Annotated in this window: 11 protein-coding genes and 1 pseudogene; 9 read left to right on the forward strand and 3 right to left on the reverse strand. The window is 73.2% G+C overall.

All coding sequences use genetic code 11. From position 1 onward, the window contains the following. Positions 1-58 precede the first annotated feature (58 nt). Positions 59-412 carry a VOC family protein gene (locus QM779_RS04515; protein ID WP_428532230.1) on the reverse strand — a complete coding sequence of 118 codons (354 nt, stop codon included), beginning with the start codon at positions 410-412 and terminating at the stop codon, positions 59-61. A 137-nt stretch (positions 413-549) separates the two neighbouring features. On the opposite strand from QM779_RS04515, the gene QM779_RS04520 reads away from it, so the two are divergent. Further along, positions 550-2,499, forward strand: coding sequence for a primosome assembly protein PriA (locus QM779_RS04520; protein WP_428532233.1), 1,950 nt, complete (start codon positions 550-552; stop codon positions 2,497-2,499). Between the two features lies 1 nt (position 2,500). On the opposite strand, the gene QM779_RS04525 is transcribed toward QM779_RS04520, so the two are convergent. Continuing rightward, the gene (locus QM779_RS04525; protein WP_428532236.1) at positions 2,501-3,040 is read right to left on the reverse strand and encodes a GNAT family N-acetyltransferase; all 540 of its coding nucleotides are present in this window, start codon (positions 3,038-3,040) and stop codon (positions 2,501-2,503) included. Positions 3,041-3,142: 102 nt separating this feature from the next. On the opposite strand from QM779_RS04525, the gene fmt reads away from it, so the two are divergent. From fmt to rpe, 3 genes are read left to right on the forward strand one after another with little or no spacing between them, the layout of a single operon-like run. Then, the gene (fmt, locus tag QM779_RS04530) at positions 3,143-4,063 is read left to right on the forward strand and encodes a methionyl-tRNA formyltransferase (RefSeq protein WP_428532239.1); all 921 of its coding nucleotides are present in this window, start codon (positions 3,143-3,145) and stop codon (positions 4,061-4,063) included. Then, positions 4,060-5,397 carry an RsmB/NOP family class I SAM-dependent RNA methyltransferase gene (locus tag QM779_RS04535; RefSeq protein WP_428532242.1) on the forward strand — a complete coding sequence of 446 codons (1,338 nt, stop codon included), beginning with the start codon at positions 4,060-4,062 and terminating at the stop codon, positions 5,395-5,397. The genes fmt and QM779_RS04535 overlap by 4 nt, the downstream gene beginning before the upstream one ends. Before the next feature lie 22 nt (positions 5,398-5,419). After that, positions 5,420-6,085, forward strand: coding sequence for a ribulose-phosphate 3-epimerase (rpe, locus tag QM779_RS04540; protein ID WP_428532245.1), 666 nt, complete (start codon positions 5,420-5,422; stop codon positions 6,083-6,085). A gap of 887 nt (positions 6,086-6,972) precedes the next feature. On the opposite strand, the gene QM779_RS04545 is transcribed toward rpe, so the two are convergent. Beyond that, positions 6,973-7,812 (reverse strand): PAC2 family protein, encoded by an 840-nt coding sequence (locus QM779_RS04545; protein ID WP_428532248.1) that lies wholly within the window; start codon positions 7,810-7,812, stop codon positions 6,973-6,975. 38 nt (positions 7,813-7,850) lie between these two features. Here QM779_RS04545 and metH point away from each other — a divergent pair, with 38 nt between their 5' ends. The 5 genes and pseudogenes from metH to QM779_RS04570 all read left to right on the forward strand — a co-directional run bounded on the left by metH (position 7,851) and on the right by QM779_RS04570 (position 16,735). Then, positions 7,851-11,330, forward strand: a complete 3,480-nt coding sequence (metH, locus tag QM779_RS04550) for a methionine synthase (protein WP_428532251.1) — start codon at positions 7,851-7,853, stop codon at positions 11,328-11,330. Beyond that, on the forward strand, positions 11,320-12,828 hold the full coding sequence (locus tag QM779_RS04555; RefSeq protein WP_428532254.1) for an ABC transporter substrate-binding protein: 1,509 nt from the start codon (positions 11,320-11,322) through the stop codon (positions 12,826-12,828). The genes metH and QM779_RS04555 overlap by 11 nt, the downstream gene beginning before the upstream one ends. 22 nt (positions 12,829-12,850) lie before the next feature. Next, a pseudogene (locus tag QM779_RS04560) lies at positions 12,851-13,732 on the forward strand (tRNA (adenine-N1)-methyltransferase); the annotation flags it as partial. Further along, the gene (gene arc, locus QM779_RS04565) at positions 13,725-15,320 is read left to right on the forward strand and encodes a proteasome ATPase (protein ID WP_428532257.1); all 1,596 of its coding nucleotides are present in this window, start codon (positions 13,725-13,727) and stop codon (positions 15,318-15,320) included. The pseudogene QM779_RS04560 and the gene arc, both read left to right, overlap by 8 nt. Further along, positions 15,317-16,735 (forward strand): proteasome accessory factor PafA2 family protein, encoded by a 1,419-nt coding sequence (locus QM779_RS04570; protein WP_428532260.1) that lies wholly within the window; start codon positions 15,317-15,319, stop codon positions 16,733-16,735. The genes arc and QM779_RS04570 overlap by 4 nt, the downstream gene beginning before the upstream one ends. Positions 16,736-16,756: the final 21 nt, after the last annotated feature.

Consider the following 16,756-nt stretch of genomic DNA (forward strand, 5'->3'; position numbering starts at 1 on the left):
GGTTTGTCGCGACTATGCCGAAGAAGCGTCCACCTTGCGGTGGACCGACGCGTCGCGACTACGGCTCCACCTCTGTGAAGAGAGCGAGGCGGTTGCCGTCGGGGTCGGCGAAATCCACGTACTCGCCCACGTTGTCGACCTGCGCCAGCGGGCCGACAGTGACGCCGAGGGCAACGAGCCGGGAGCGCTCGGACGCCACGTCCGGGACCTCGATCCGGAGCGTCGCCAGCGCGGACGGGGCGCCATCGGAACTCTCGGCGAGCTGCACCCACACCGGTCCCAGCTTGAACTCCACGACACCGTCGGACGGTTCGAGGTCCGGGGTGTCGAGCTCGAACGCACAGCGGTACCACTCGACGCTGCGCGTCAGGTCGGTGCAGGGCAGCCCGACCGTCACGCTCTGGATCCTCATCCTCCCGATTCTGGCCGCACCCGCGCGCGCCCGCGAGGGTTCCGCACCGGGTTGGCCCATCGTGCACGGACCACCCCTGGCGACGGCGCATTCGTCCAACACGACGGGCGTCAGACCGGACGCCTACGATGCGAGCCATGGACGAACCGGTGGCGAAGGTGGCGGTGGACCTGCCGCTGGCCAACCTCGACCGGCCGTTCGACTACGCCGTCCCCGAGGAGCTGGACGCGGCCGCCCGACCCGGCGCACGGGTGAAGGTCCGTTTCGCGGGCCAGCTGCGAGACGGGTTCATCCTCGAACGCGCCGGCTACGGGGAACGGACCGACCTCACCGCCCTGCACAAGGTCGTCTCGCCCGAGCCGGTCCTCACCCCGGCGGTCGCGGCGCTCGTCCGCGCGGTCGCCGACCACTACGCGGGCAGCTTCGCCGACGTGGTGCGGACGGCCGTGCCACCGCGCCACGCGGCCACCGAGAAGGCCGCCGCGCCCGACCATCCGCCGCCCGTCCTCCACGCCACGGAGGGCGAGGTGCTGGCCGGCTACCCGGAGTCCGCTCACTTCCTGACCGCCCTGAGGACCGGCGGCCGCCCGCGCGCGGCGTGGTCCGTCCTGCCGACCACCGCTCCGGCGGGCGACTGGGCGGCCGGCTTCGTCGAGGCCGCGGCCGCCACGGTGGACGGGGGCCGTGGCGCCCTCCTGCTCGCGCCGGACGCCCGCCAACTCGCGCGACTCCAGGCTGCGGCCGCGGCCTGGTTCGGACGCGGCAGCTTCGCGGTCCTCGCCGCCGACGCGGGGCCCGCCTCCCGCTACCGCAACTTCCTGGCGACTTCCCGGGGCGCCGTCCGGCTCGTCCTCGGCACCAGGGCGGCCGTCTTCGCGCCCGTCCACGACCTCGGGCTGGTGGCGCTGTGGGACGACGGGAACGACGCGTGGTCGGAGCCCCACGCCCCTTACTGGCACGCGCGCGAGGTCGCCGCGTTGCGCGCCCACCTGGAGGGGTGCGGCCTCATCCTGGCCGCCCACGCACGGACCGCCGAGGTCCAGCAGCTCGTCGAGCGCTCCTGGCTGGCGTCCTTGGCACTAGGCCCCGCGGAGGCCAGGCGGAGGGCGGCAGCGGTCCGGACCACCGGCACCGATCCCGCCCGCGACCCCCATGCCTCCGTCGCGCGCCTGCCCCACGACGCGTTCGCCGCCGTCCGTGTGGGCCTCGCGTCCGGACCGGTGCTCGTCCAGGTGCCCCGGGCCGGCTACCTGCCCGTCCTCGCCTGCGCGACCTGCCGGGCGCCCGCGACGTGCCCCTCGTGCGGGCAGGGGCTTTCGGATCCCGGTGGCTCGGGTGTCCAGTGCCGGTGGTGCGGCCCGCTGCTGACGGCGTGGCGCTGCCCCGAGTGCGGCGGCACGCGGCTCCGGACGCCGGTGGTCGGGGTGGCGCGCACCGCCGAGGAGTTCGGCAAGGCGTTCCCCGGAACCCCCGTCCTGCAGGCCAGCGCCGACAAGCCGCTGGCCACGGTGAAGGACGAGCCCGCGCTCGTCCTGGCCACCCCCGGCGCCGCGCCCGTCGCGACGGGAGGCTACGCCGCGGCGATCCTGCTGGATGCAGAACTCCTGCTCGGCCGCCCGGACCTGCGGGCGGGGGAGGAGGCCCTCCGACGGTGGCTGGCCGTGGTCGCCCTCGTCCGTCCGGCCGACCGGGGCGGCACGGTGGTCGCCGTCGCCGACCCCGGGCTGCGCGAGATCCAGGCCCTGCTCCGGCTCGACCCGGTCGGCTACGCGGAGCGCGAACTCGCCGACCGTGCGGCCGCGGGGTTCCCACCGGCGGTGAAGCTGCTCACGATCGAGGGGGCGCCGGAGGCCGTCGAGGCGGGCCGGAGCGCGCTCGGCCTCGGCCGGGAACCCGGGGACGCGAACGTGGGCGTCCTGGGCCCCTTCGACCTCCCGGGCGAGGACGCCCTCGCCCGGCTGACGCTGCGCGCACCACTGGCCGAGGCCCCGGCCCTCGTGGCGCGCGTCCGGACGATGCTGTCGGTGCGGGCAGCGAAGAAGGAGCCGCCCCTGCGCGTTCGGGTCGACCCGCAGGTGCTGGGCTGAGTCAGGCCTCGCCCCACCTCGCCCAGCCGGGCAGGTGCGGTGTCGTGGGCCACGGATCAGTGCCGAGCCGTCCGTAGGTCACGACGTCGATGCGGGCGCCGTGGACGAGGAACTTGCCTCGCTCCACGCCCTCAGGGACGAAGCCGGCCGCGCGCGCCACCGCTGCGGAAGACGGATTGTTGGCGCGATGCCCGAGTTCGAGGCGCTCGAGCCCTCCGTCGGTGAGTGCCACGTCGGCCACGGTGGTGGCTGCACGGGACGTCCAGCCACGGCCGCGACAGCCGGCATGCATCCAGTACGACAGCCAACCGTTCCGGTTCGCGGCGTCCACTTCCACGACGACGAGCCCGACGAGGATCCCCTCGCTGACGACCGCTACCGCCCGGCGGTCAGGGGAGAGCAGGCGAGCCACGTAGGCCTCCGCTGCCGCGAGGGTGCGGACGTCGCCCTGCCGCTCCATGTCGGTGTGCGAGGCGAACGCCGCCAGCACATCGGGCGCGTCCTCGATCCCGAGGCGGCGTAGGTGTGCGGGGCTCTCCACGGGCCGATCCTGACAGGGAGCGTCGAGAGCGGCAACACCGCCTGGTGCCGGCTGCACGGCATCGGTGCGTCGGGCGAGGACACGCCGTCTAGGCTGGCGACCATGCGCCTCGTGTTCGCCGGGACGCCGCAGGTCGCGGCCGACACCCTCTCCCACCTCCTCGATCGAGGTCGCCACGAGGTGGTCGCCGTCCTCACCCGCCCGGACGCCCCGCAGGGACGCAGCTCCCGGCCCGTGCCGAGCCCGGTCGCGCAGCTCGCCCTCGACCGGGGCATCGAGGTGCTGCGTCCCGCCCGTTCCGGAGACCCCGCACTCTCCGACCGCCTCGCGCAGCTCGCGCCGGACTGCTGTCCCGTCGTGGCCTACGGCGGCCTGATCCCTCGGCGGCTGCTCGACCTCCCGCCGAAGGGCTGGGTCAACGTCCACTTCTCGCTGCTCCCGCGCTGGCGCGGCGCGGCACCCGTCCAGCACGCGATCCTCGCCGGCGACGACCTCACCGGGGTGACCGTGTTCGAACTCGTCGAGGAGCTCGACGCAGGCCCCGTCCTGGCCACCCGCAAGTACCGGCTCGGCGAGCACGAGACCTCGGGCGAGGCGCTCGCGGCGCTGCAGGAGATCGGCGCCGATGTCCTCGCCGAGACCCTCGACGCCCTCGAGGCCGGGACGGCCGCCCCCGTCCCGCAGCCTCCGGACGGCGTGACCCTCGCGCCGAAGCTCACCGTCCCCGCCGCCCGCATCGACTGGACGCAGCCGGCCGTCGTCATCGACCGGCAGGTGCGGGCGAACAACCCGTCGCCGGTGGCGTGGACGGAGCTGGACGGCGAGCGGTTCCGTGTCCTGGCATCGACGGTCGAGTCGGACGCGGGCCTTGCCCCCGGTGAGATCCGGCCCGGCAAGAGGGACGTGCTGGTCGGCACCGGCGCAGGCAGCGTTGCGCTGCTGCGGGTGCAGCCCGCCGGTCGAAAGGCCGTCGCAGGCCCGGACTGGGGGCGCGGCCTGCGTGGACCGGGTCGGTTCGCGTGAGCCGTCCCGCCCGTCCGCGCCGGCGCAGGGACGCGGCCCGCACCGTCGCCTACCACGTGCTGCGGGCAGTCACGGCCGACGGCGCCTACGCCAACCTCGAGCTCGCCCGACAGCGGAGTCGCCTTTCGGCCGCTGACGCCGCCTTCGAGACCGAACTCGTCGCGGGGACCTGCCGCGCCATGGGCACCTACGACCGGGTCATCGAACGGGCCTCGGGGCGCCGGTTGGGCACGCTCCAGCCGGCTGTCCTCGACGTGCTGCGGCTGGGGACGCACCAGCTGCTCGCGATGCGGGTGCCCGCCCACGCCGCGCTGGCGACCAGCGTCGACCTGGCCGCGCTGGAAGTGGGGGAGCGGGTCGCGGGGCTCGTCAACGCCGTGTTGCGGCGCGTGGCGGCACACGACGACCAGGCATGGCTCGACCTGCTCGGCGCGGACGAGGACGAACTCGGCCGGCTCGCCCTGACCCGCTCCCACCCGCGCTGGATCGTGGAGGCCTGGTCGCGCGTCCTGCCCGCGGCTGAACTCGACGCGGCGCTCGCCGCGAACAACGTGGCACCGGTGCCCACGCTCGTGGTGCGTCCGGGCCTCGCCGACGTGGCCGAGCTGGACGGGGTGCCCGCGCGCTGGTCGCCGTACGGCGCCCACCGGGAGGGTGATCCGGGCGCGGTTCCCGCCGTCGCGGAGGGACGGGCCGGCGTCCAGGACGAGGGTTCCCAGCTGGTCGCGCTCGCCCTGGCCAGGGCGGAGGCGCCCGAGGGGCCGTGGCTGGACCTGTGTGCGGGCCCGGGCGGGAAGTCGGCGCTGCTCGCGGGGCTGGCCAGGCAGGACGGGACACGGCTGGTGGCCGCGGAGCTCCAGGAGCACCGCGCGCGCCTCGTCGCGGACAACCTGAGGGCGTACCCCGAGCCGAACCGGCCGGTCACGATCGTCGCCGACGGGACGCGTCCGGCCTGGGTGGAGGGCAGTTTCGCCCGGGTCCTGGCCGACGTGCCGTGCACGGGGCTCGGCGCCCTGCGCCGCCGTCCGGAGAGCCGCTGGCGCCGCCAACCGTCCGACCTGCCCGGCCTGACGGCGCTGCAGCGCAGCCTGCTCGCCACGGCGATCACGTCCGTGCGACCGGATGGCGTGGTGGCCTACGTCACCTGCTCGCCGCACCCCGACGAGACCTCGGCGGTCGTCGCCGACGCGGAGGGTGTGACGGTGCTGGACGCGCCCGCGCTGCTGCCGGAGGTGCCGGACGCCGCCGCGGGCCCCTTCGTGCAGCTGTGGCCGCACCGGCACGGCACGGACGCGATGTTCCTCGCGCTGCTGCGGCGCGACCCGATCGGCTGAGCGGGCTCGATAGAGTGCGGGCGTGGGAATCCGAATCACGCCGAGCATCCTGAACGCCGACCTGGCCGACCTGCGCAGCGAGATCGCGCGGATCCCCAGTTCGGACCTGATCCACCTCGACGTGATGGACAACCGGTTCGTGCCCAACCTCACCTTCGGCCTGCCGATGGTGGAGTGCATCCGGAAGAGCACGACGCTGCCGCTCGACATCCACCTGATGATCGCGGAGGCCGACCGCTGGGCGCCGGGGTACGCAGAGGCCGGGGCGGAGTCGGTGACGTTCCACGTGGAGGCGTCCGACGCCCCCGTCCGGCTGGCCAGGGAGCTGCGCCGGCTGGGTTCGCGAGCGTCGATGGCGCTGCGTCCGGCCACCCCGATCGAGCCGTACGCCGACCTGCTGCCCGAACTGGACATGGTGCTGCTGATGACGGTCGAGCCCGGGTTCGGGGGCCAGTCGTTCCTGGACGTGATGCTGCCCAAGATCCGGCGGACGCGGGCGCTGCTGGACGCCCACGGCGGCGACATCTGGCTGCAGGTCGACGGCGGCATCTCCGAGGAGACGATCGACCGCTGCGTCCAGGCGGGCGCCGACACCTTCGTCGCCGGATCCGCCGTCTTCCGCGCCGACGACCCCGACGCCATGGTCCGCGCCCTCAAGACCCAGGCCGAGGCCGCGCTGCCCGCGTAGACCGCGTCCCTTGTCATCCCGGGCTCGACCCGGGATCTCCGTGTGGGTGGTGGCGGGTGTGTCGTCGAGATCCCGGCTTTCGCCGGGATGACAGGGAGGGGTGGGTGCCGCGTCGAGGGCTCGTGTCCGGACGGTCTCGGTGGACGGGAAGGGTGGCTGTCGGCGGTCGGGGCGTTCTGCCCGCAGCGTCCATGTCATCCCGGGCTTGACCCGGGATCTCCGCGCGGGTGCTGGCGGGTCCGTCGTCGAGATCCCGGCTTCCGCCGGGATGACAGGGCAGGGGCGGGTGCCGTGTCCTTGTCATCCCGGGCTTGACCCGGGATCTCCGTGTGGGTGGTGGCGGGTGTGTCGTCGAGATCCCGGCTTTCGCCGGGATGACAGGGCAGGGGCGGGTGCCGTGTCCTTGTCATCCCGGGCTTGACCCGGGATCTCCGTGTGGGTGGTGGCGGGTGTGTCGTCGAGATCCCGGCTTTCGCCGGGATGACAGGGCAGGGGCGGGTGCCGTGTCCTTGTCATCCCGGGCTTGACCCGGGATCTCCGTGTGGGTGGTGGCGGGTGTGTCGTCGAGATCCCGGCTTTCGCCGGGATGACAGGGCAGGGGCGGGTGCCGTGTCCTTGTCATCCCGGGCTTGACCCGGGATCTCCGTGTGGGTGGTGGCGGGTGTGTCGTCGAGATCCCGGCTTTCGCCGGGATGACAGGGCAGGGGCGGGATCGCGTCGAGGGCCACCGTTCGTGCGCGAGGGCCATCGTTCGCGTCGAGGGCCTTTGTCCGGACGGTGGCTGTGGACGGGAAGGGTGGCTGTCGGCGGTGGGGGCGTTCTGCCCGCAGCGTCCTTGTCATCCCGGGCTTGACCCGGGATCTCCGTGTCGGTGGTGGGAGAGCTGCTCAGCCGCGGCGGCGGTCGCGGCGGCGGAGGTAGCGCTCGAACTCGGCGGCGATGGAGTCGCCGGTCGGGGCTGGGGTGTCGGCGTCGCTGCGCTCCTCGAGGGCGGCGACGTAGCTGGCGATGTCGGGGTCGTCGGAGACCAGTTCGTCGACCTGCTCGACCCAGCGGGTCGCGTCCTCGGCGAGCTCGCCCGCGTCCAGCGGCAGGTTCAGGACGTCCTCGACCCGGGTGAGCAGCGCGAGCGCGGCCTTCGGGTTCGGCGGTTCCGCCACGTAGTGCGGCACCGACGCCCACAGCGAGACGACGGGGAAGCCGATCTGTGCGCACTCGTGGGACAGGACGCCCACGATCCCGGTCGGACCCTCGTAGTCGGAGATCTCCAGGCCGAGGTCCTCGCCGAGCCGCTTGCTGCTCGCCGTCCCGTTCACCGGCACCGGACGCGTGTGCGGCGCGTCGGTCAGCATGGCGCCCAGCAGCACCACCATCTCGGGATTCACCGACCGCAGCATCGACAACAGCCGCGCGATGTACTCCTGCCAGCGGTAGTTCGGCTCCGGGCCTCCGATCAGGACGAGGTCACGCTCGGGGAGTTCGGCCACCAGCACCTCCGTGGTCGGCCACTCCAGCACCCGCTCGCCGTCCACCAACCGGGTGGTCGGCCGGTTCACCTGGAAGTCGTAGAACTCCTCGGGGTCGATCGCGAACTCGAGCCGCGCCTTGTAGTGGTCGACCAGGTGGTCGATCACGCCGCTGGCCGCCTCACCGGCGTCGTTCCAGCCACCGAACGCGGCGACCACGGCCGGGTTGCGCAACCCCCTGAGCCCACGAGCGTCTGCCATGGCGACCACTGTAGGCCGACTCGCCTATTCTGCTCACCATGACCCGCGACCTCCGCTCGGCCCTGACCACCCGCGTCCTGGTGGCCGACGGCGGGATGGGGACGATGCTGCAGTCCTACGATCTCGGCCTGGCGGACTTCCAGGGCCTCGAGGGCTGCAACGAGGTCCTGAACGTGACGCGACCGGACGTCGTCGGCGCCATCCACGCCGCCTACCTTGCCGCGGGCGCGGACTGCATCGAGACCAACACCTTCGGCGCGAACCTGTCCGCACTGGGGGAGTACGACGCGATCGACCGGATCGCGGAACTCGCCGGCGCCGGCGCCCGGATCGCCCGCGAGGCGGCGGACGCGGCGAGCACCCCGGACCGTCCCCGCTTCGTCCTGGGCAGCATGGGCCCCGGCACCAAGCTGCCCAGCCTCGGCCACGTCACCTACGCGGAGCTGCGCGACGCCTACCAGGTGCAGGCGGACGCGATGGTCGCCGGCGGCATCGACGGCTTCCAGATCGAGACCTGCCAGGACCTCCTGCAGACCCGGGCAGCCGTCAACGGCGCACGCAGGGCCCGGGAGGCCGCCGGACGCGACCTGCCGATCTTCGTCAACGTCACCGTCGAGACCTCTGGCAGCATGCTGCTCGGCAGCGAGATCGGCGCCGCCCTGACCGCGCTGGAGCCGCTCGGCGTCGACGCGATCGGGCTGAACTGCGGCACCGGCCCGACCGAGATGAGCGAGCACCTGCGCCACCTCGCCCGGTACGCGCGGGTCGCGCTGGTGTGCATGCCCAACGCCGGCCTGCCCGAGCTCATCCCCGACGGCGCCCGCTACCCGATGGGCCCGGAGGAGTTCGTCGGCTACCTCGGCCAGTACACGACCGAGTTCGGCCTGAACCTCGTCGGCGGCTGCTGTGGCACCACGCCCGCGCACATCGCGCTGCTCGCCGCCACCGTGGGCGGACGGACGCCGACGCCGCGGACCCCCGTCCACATCTCCGCGCTCTCCTCGCTGTACGCGGATGTCCCGCTGCGCCAGGACACGAGCTACCTCTCGATCGGTGAGCGCACCAACGCGAACGGCTCCAAGGCGTTCCGCGAGGCGATGCTCGCCGAGAACTGGGCGGACTGCCTCGACATCGCCAAGCAGCAGAGCCGGGACGGCGCGCACCTGCTCGACCTCTGCGTGGACTACGTCGGACGCGACGGCGCCGCGGACATGGCCGAGCTCTCGTCGCGGATCGGCACCGGTGTCGCCCTGCCGGTGATGCTGGACTCCACCGAGCCCGGCGTCCTGCAGGCGGGGCTCGAGCGGCTCGGCGGACGCTCCGCGATCAACTCGGTGAACTTCGAGGACGGGGACGGCCCGACCTCCCGCTACGCGCGGGTGATGCCGCTGGTGAAGGAGCACGGCACCGCGGTGGTCGCCCTCACGATCGACGAGGAGGGCCAGGCCCGCACCGCGGACTGGAAGGTGCGGGTGGCCGAGCGGCTGATCTCCGACCTGACCGGCACGTGGGGCCTCGACGTCGGCGACATCATCGTCGACTGCCTGACCTTCCCGATCGCGACCGGCCAGGAGGAGACCCGCAGGGACGCGCTGGAGACGATCGAGGCGATCCGACGGGTGACGACCGCCCACCCCGGCATCCACACCACCCTCGGGGTCTCCAACGTGTCGTTCGGGCTCAACCCGGCCGCCCGGCAGGTGCTGAACTCGGTCTTCCTGCACGAGTGCGTGCAGGCGGGCCTCGACTCGGGCATCGTGCCGGCCGCCCGGATCCTGCCGATCGCCCGGATCCCGGAGGAGCAGCGGCAGGTCGCCGAGGACCTCGTCTACGACCGCCGCAGCGAGGGGTACGACCCGTTGACCCGCTTCCTCGAGCTCTTCGAGGGCGTCACCACCGCCGGCGCGAAGGAGGCCCGGGCCGCGGAGCTCGCCTCGCTGCCGGTGGCCGAGCGGTTGCAGCGCCGGATCATCGACGGCGACCCCAAGGGCCTCGAGCCCGACCTCGACGAGGCGCTCACGGCCAAGCCGGGCCTGGCGATCATCAACGACGATCTGCTGGCCGGCATGAAGGTCGTGGGGGAGCTGTTCGGCTCCGGGCAGATGCAGCTGCCCTTCGTGCTGGCGTCCGCCGAGGTGATGAAGTCGGCCGTGCGGTACCTCGAACCGCACCTCGACAAGGCCGACACCGCGGGCAAGGGCACCCTCGTCATCGCCACGGTGAAGGGGGACGTGCACGACATCGGCAAGAACCTCGTCGACATCATCCTCACCAACAACGGCTACACCGTGGTCAACCTCGGCATCAAGCAGCCGGTGAGCGCGATCATCGAGGCCGCTCTCGTCCACAAGGCGGACGCGATCGGCATGTCCGGGCTGCTGGTGAAGTCCACGGTGGTGATGAAGGACAACCTCGAGGAACTCAACCAGCGCGGCCTCGCCGACTTCCCGGTCCTGCTCGGCGGCGCGGCGCTGACCCGGGCGTTCGTCGAGGAGGACCTCAACGATCTGTATCACGGTGAAGTACGGTACGCCCGGGACGCCTTCGAGGGACTGGCCCTGATGGAGAAGGTCGTGGCCGTGCGTCGCGGCGAGCCGGGTGCCGCCCTGCCCGAGCCGCGCCGCCGCCGCGTGGTGGCGAAGGCGCGTCCCGCGGCGGAGGAGGAGGGCGAGGACTCCACCGAGCGCTCCGACGTGGCCCGTGGCGCCGACGTCAGCGTCCCGGTGCCACCGTTCTGGGGGAGCAGGGTCGTGAAGGGCCTGAAGCTCTCCGACGTGGCGGGCTGGCTGGACGAGCGTGCGACCTTCATGGGCCAGTGGGGCCTGCGGGGGACGCCGGGCGGCGCCAGCTACGAGGAGATGGTCGAGACCGAGGGGCGGCCCCGGCTGCGGCACTGGCTGGACCGGATCCACACCGACGCGCTGGTCGAGCCCGCGGTGGTCTACGGGTACTGGCCGTGCCACTCCGAGGGGAACACGCTGATCCTTGGTGACCCCGACGAACCCTCCCGCGAGGTGACCCGGTTCACCTTCCCGCGGCAGACCCGCGACCGGCGGCTGTGCCTGGCCGACTTCTTCCGGGACGCGGACGAGGCCGCGGCGAGCGGGCCGGACGTGATCGCCCTCCAACTGGTCACGATGGGGTCGGCGGTGGCGCGGGCGACGGCCGAGCTGTTCGCCGCGGACGCCTACCGGGACTACCTCGAGCTGCACGGGCTCAGCGTCCAGCTCACCGAGGCGCTCGCCGAGTACTGGCACGCGCGGGTGAGGGCCGAACTCGGCCTGGCCGGCGACGGGGACGTGGACGCGATGATCCGCGACCAGGCGTACCGCGGCTCGCGCTACTCGTTCGGCTACCCCGCCTGTCCCGACCTCGCCGACCGCGCCAAGCTGGTCGCGTTGCTGCGCCCCGAGCGGATCGGGGTCGAGCTGAGCGAGGAACTGCAGCTCCACCCCGAGCAGTCCACCGACGCGATCGTCGTGCACCACCAGGAGGCCAGGTACTTCAATGCGCGTTGACAGACCCCCCCGTCACGCCCGCTCCGCCCTCGCGGCCGGCCTCCTGGCCGTCGCCGTGCTGCTCGCCGCCTGCACGACCCAGACCCCCGTCGTGCCGACGCAGACGCCCTCGCCGTCGGCGACGCCGCGTCCGTTCACGATCGTCACCACCGGCGCGGTGACCTCTGCCGACCCGGCCGTGGCCACCGGGTACACCGACTCGCTCGTCGTCACCAGCGTCTACCAGCGGCTGATGGTGGTGCTGCCCGACACCGGCGAGCTGAAGCCGGACCTCGCCACCGACTGCCTCTTCACCTCCAAGCTCGTCTACGAGTGCACGCTGCCCGACGACCTGTTCTTCCACAACGGGCACGTGCTGGACTCCAGCGACGTGAAGTTCAGCATTCAGCGGGCCCTGCGCCTGGACGCGGCTGACACCTCGATCGGGTTGTTGTCCGCGCTCAAGCAGATCGAGACCCCGGACGCCCACACGGTGGAGTTCGAGCTGTCCTGGCCGGACAACCAGTTCGGCTACGCGCTGGCCGGGCAGGCCGCGTCCATCGTGGACGAGGAGGCGTTCGACCCCGACACCCCGCTCCCGCTGGAGACCCTGCCGGCCGGCTCGGGTCCCTACGAGGTGCAGACGATCACCGACGACGCGGTCACCTTCTCCCGGTTCGACAAGTACCTCGGGCCCAAGACCGGCCTGCTCGACGAGCTGAAGCTGGAAATCGTCGCCGACTCGGTGGCCGCGGAGGCCGTGATCGCCGACGGCACGGCGGACGTCGTGTGGCGGAGCCTGGACTCGGCCGCGTTGCAGCGGGTGACCGACGAGATCGCCGGCAGCTCCACGAAGTCCACCGCGACCGGCTTCACCCGGTACGCGATGCCCGGCACCCGGATCACCCAGCTGGTCTGGAACGAGGACTCCCGGCTGCGCAAGAACTCCAAGCTCAGGGAGGGCGTCGCGAAGGCGCTCCAGTCCGACCGGACGCTGGACTCGATCGTGCCGGTCGGCGTGGCCGACCACGCCACCTCGTTCCTGATCGGGGGACGCGTCAAGCTGCCCGACCTCGAAGGGAGCCGGATCATCATGACGCTGGGCTACAGCCCGTCCGCTCCCGGTCAGGCCGACCAGGCCAGCATCATTCGCGACCGGATCGAGGGGCTGGGCGGGGTCAGCGTCCGGCTCGTCAGCAGCGGGACCGCCGACCTCTCCCTTACCGACTTCCCCGCGTGGGTGAACAACGCGACCGGCTGGTTGCAGCGCTACCTGGAGCGTCCGCTCTCGGCGAGCGCGGACAAGCTCGAACTCCTGGAGACCAGGGCGCGCACGACCAGCGGGGACTCCCGGACGGCCGCGCTGACGGAGATCCAGCTGCAGGCGGCGGCCGACGCGACCGTCCTGCCCGTCTCGCAGGGCGACGGGATCCTGTTCCTCGGCAAGGGCGTGAGCCTGATCGGGGAGGCGTTCGGCAGCGGCCAGATCCTCGGGCTGTGGGGGTTCATCCGTGGCTGAGACCCTGAGCGGTGTCCACACCGGGCCCCTGGTGCCGGGCGAGCGCGTCACGCTGACCGACCCGAAGGGTCGGCGGCACTCCATCCTGCTCACGCCCGCCGCGGTGTTCCACACCACCAGGGGGGCGATCAGCCACGACGACCTGATCGGCCACCCGGAGGGGACGGTCGTGCGGTCGGCCGGCGGGGTCGCCTACCTCGCGTTCCGGCCTCTGCTGGAGGAGTTCACGGTCACGATGCCGCGGGGCGCCACCGTGGTGTACCCGAAGGACGCCGCCCACATCCTCGTCCAGACCGACATCTTCCCCGGCGCGAGGGTCCTGGAGGCGGGGGCCGGCTCGGGAGCCCTGAGCATCTTCCTGCTGCGGGCCGTCGGCAGCACCGGGCACGTCTACTCCTACGAGCGTCGCCCGGAGTTCGCGGCGATCGCGCGGCGGAACGTGACCGCGTTCTTCGGCGCCGAGCACCCCGCGTGGGAGCTCCGCGAGGGCAACCTCGCCGAGGACATCGGGCCCGAGCCGGTCGACCGGGCGGTGCTGGACATGCTCGCCCCGTGGGAGTGCGTGGACGCCGTCGCGGGCGTCCTGGAGCCCGGCGGCCTGCTGTGCTGCTACGTCGCCACCACCACCCAGCTGGGACGGACGATGGACACGCTGCGCGCGCACGGCGGGTTCACCGAGCCGGTCGGACGCGAGTACTCCGCGCGGGAGTGGCATGCGGAGGGCCTGGCGATCCGTCCGGGCCACGGCACCAGCGGCCACACCGGCTTCCTGGTCTTCACCCGCCGGCTCGCCCCCGGCGTGGCGGCACCGCTGCGCAAGCGGCGTCCGGCGCCGGGTGCCTACGGCCCCGACTACACCGGGCCCCGGCCCCCGGGGGTGGGGAGCGAGCCGGCCGATGCCTGAGCCCGCAGAACTCGCCCGCCGGCTCGCCGAGGCGAACCAGCTCCTGGACGCGCGGGCACGCGCGCTCGACCTCGCCGAGCGCCGGCTGACCGACGCCCGCGCGGACGCCCGGACGCTCGCGGCCGCCAACGAGAAGCTCAACGCCACCCTCAGCGCGGCCCGCGAGTCGCTGGTGTCGCTGCGCGAGGAGCTGGACGCGCTGGCGAGCCCGCCGAACTCTTTCGGCCACGTCGTCGGTGTCGCCACCGAGGGCGTCGACGTCGCCACGGGCGGTCGACTGCTGCGATGCGCGGTCAGCCCGGACGTGCCGGCCGACGGTCTGGCCGTGGGCGCACGGGTCCTGCTGAACGAGGCGCTGCTCGTGGTCGGGCTGGTCGAGGACCTGCCGGCGGGGGAGACCGCCCGGCTGGTCGAGGTGCTGCCGGACGGGCTGCTGGTGACGTCCGCGTCCGGCGAGGAGCTGGTGCTGCTGCCCGCGGCGGGGCTGGACGCGGAGGCGCTGCGTCCGGGCACGACGCTGCGGGTCGACCGGCGCGCGCTGCTGGCCCTGGACGTGGTGGCGCGCAGCGAGGTGGCCGACCTCACCCTGGAGGAGGTCCCCGACGTCACCTACGCCGACATCGGCGGCCTGGCCGCGCAGATCGAGCAGATCCGAGACGCCGTCGAACTGCCGTTCCGGCACCGCGACCTGTTCGCGGAGTTCGACCTGCGGCCGCCGCGCGGCGTCCTGCTCTACGGGCCGCCAGGGTGCGGCAAGACGATGATCGCCAAGGCGGTCGCGAACTCGGCCGGCAGCCACTTCCTGAACATCAAGGGCCCCGAGCTCCTGGACAAGTACGTCGGCGAGACCGAGCGGCAGCTGCGGGCGATCTTCAGCAGGGCGAAGGAGCACGCCACGTCCGGGCGGCCGGTGATCGTGTTCTTCGACGAGATGGACGCGCTGTTCCGCACCCGCGGCAGCGGCGTGTCCTCCGACGTCGAGTCGACCGTTGTACCGCAGTTGCTCAGCGAGATCGACGGCGTGGAGGGCCTCGCCAACGTGATCGTGATCGGCGCGACGAACCGCGAGGACCTGATCGACCCGGCGATCCTGCGCCCCGGCCGCCTCGACGTGAAGATCAAGCTGGACCGTCCCGACCGGGTCGCCGCCGCGCAAATCCTCGACCGCTACCTCACCGGGCGGACGCCGCTGAACCCCGGGGATGCGGACCCCGCGGCGTTCCGGCGCCTGCTCGTGGACGCGATCGTGGACCGGCTGTACGAGCGCACCGACGCGACCCGGTTCATCGAGGTCACCTACGCCGGCGGCGACCGGGAGGTGCTGCACGTCGCGGACTTCGTCTCCGGCGCGATGCTGGCCGGCATCGTCGGCAGGGCGAAGAAGGCGGCGATCAAGGAGGTCATCGACGGCGGCGAGCGGGGCGTCCGCCTCGAGCACGTGCTCGCGGCCTGCGCGGCGGAGATCGCGGAGAACGAGGAGCTCCCCAACACCACCAACCCCGACGACTGGGCGCGGGTCTCCGGACGCAAGGGCGAACGGATCGTGTTCCTGCGCACGCTCACCGGCTCCCGCGTCCTCGAGCCGTGACCCTCCGGATCCTCGGCATCGAGACCGAGTACGGCATCCACGCGCCAGGGGCGCCCGACGTCCACCCGTCGGTCCTCAGCGCCGCCGTGGTCGCCGGCTACCCGGGGACGGCGACCGGGACCACGCTGGACTGGGTCGAGGACATCCCGATCGAGGACGCGCACAACCGCGTCCTCGCCAACGGCGCCCGCCTGTACGTCGACCACGCCCACCCCGAGTACTCGGGCCCGGAGGTGACCACCGCCCGCGACGCCGCGGCCTACGACGCGGCGGGGGACGCGGTCGTCGTCGAGGCCGCCCGGGCGGCGTCCCGCCAGCTCGGCGTCGAGATCGGCATCTACAAGAACAACACCGACTCCCACGGCGCGTCCTACGGGTGCCACGAGAACCACCTCGTGCCACGAGCGGTGCCGTGGGCGACGATCGCCGGCGCGCTGCCGGCCTTCCTCGTCTCGCGAACGGTCCTGGTCGGGGCGGGCCGGGTCGGGATCGGCCCGCACGGCGAGCGCCCGGGCTTCCAGCTCAGCCAGCGCGCGGACTTCTTCGAGACGGTCGAGGGCATCCAGACCACGCGGCGGCGTCCGCTGGTGAACACCAGGGACGAGCCGCACGCGCCCGCCGACCGCTGGCGGAGGCTGCACGTGATCACCGGGGACGCCAACCGCACCCCGTACACGACCTGGCTGAAGGCGGGGACGCTGGCCGCGTTCCTGACCGCGCTCGGCCACGGCGCGTTGCCCGCGCTGGCGCTGGAGCGCCCGGTGGAGGCGTTCGGTGAGGTCAGCCACGACCTCGGACTGCGGCGACCGCTGCCCCTGGTCGACGGGCGCCGCCTCACCGCGCTCGACCTGCAGGAGGCGTTGTGGGAGGCGGTGGCCACCGACGCGGCCCGCCACCCCGGGGCATACGAGGCGGACGTGGTCGCGGCGTGGGGCGAGGTCATCGACGACCTGCGCAGCGACCCGTCCCGCTGTGCCGACCGGCTGGACTGGGTCGCGAAGCACCGACTGCTGGACGCCTACGCCGCGCGCGACGGATTGCACTGGGGGAGCCCGAGGCTCGCCCAGCTCGACCTCGCCTGGGCGCGGCTGGACCGCACGGGTCCGTGGGACGCGCTGGCCGTAGCCGGCCGCTTCCGGGAGGTCGTGAGCGAGGCCGACGTGCGGCGGGCGCTGGCCGAGCCGCCGTCCGACACCAGGGCGTGGACGCGCGGACGGGTGGTCGCGGCGGCCACCGAGCGCGTGAGCGGCGCGGCCTGGGAGTGGATGCTCGTGGAGGACGCGCACGGCGTCCGCCGCCGGCTCGACCTCTCGGAACCGGCCGCCCACACGCGCGCCGAGGTCGGCGACCTCGGTGACGCGGCGGCGGTCGAGGTGTTGCTGCTGCGTGCGTCCGCGGCCCCGCGGCACCAGTAAGCTGTCGGCGCCCCAACCAGA

The sequence above is a fragment of the Propionicimonas sp. genome (genome assembly GCF_049840635.1).
Lineage (GTDB): Bacteria > Actinomycetota > Actinomycetes > Propionibacteriales > Propionibacteriaceae > Propionicimonas.

Coding starts and splice junctions, on each gene's coding strand:
- QM779_RS04515 (WP_428532230.1), bottom strand. CDS start 412: ATGAGGATCCAGAGCGTGACGGTCGGGCTGCCCTGCACCGACCTGACG.
- QM779_RS04520 (WP_428532233.1), top strand. CDS start 550: ATGGACGAACCGGTGGCGAAGGTGGCGGTGGACCTGCCGCTGGCCAAC.
- fmt (WP_428532239.1), top strand. CDS start 3,143: ATGCGCCTCGTGTTCGCCGGGACGCCGCAGGTCGCGGCCGACACCCTC.
- QM779_RS04545 (WP_428532248.1), bottom strand. CDS start 7,812: ATGGCAGACGCTCGTGGGCTCAGGGGGTTGCGCAACCCGGCCGTGGTC.
- metH (WP_428532251.1), top strand. CDS start 7,851: ATGACCCGCGACCTCCGCTCGGCCCTGACCACCCGCGTCCTGGTGGCC.
- QM779_RS04555 (WP_428532254.1), top strand. CDS start 11,320: ATGCGCGTTGACAGACCCCCCCGTCACGCCCGCTCCGCCCTCGCGGCC.
- arc (WP_428532257.1), top strand. CDS start 13,725: ATGCCTGAGCCCGCAGAACTCGCCCGCCGGCTCGCCGAGGCGAACCAG.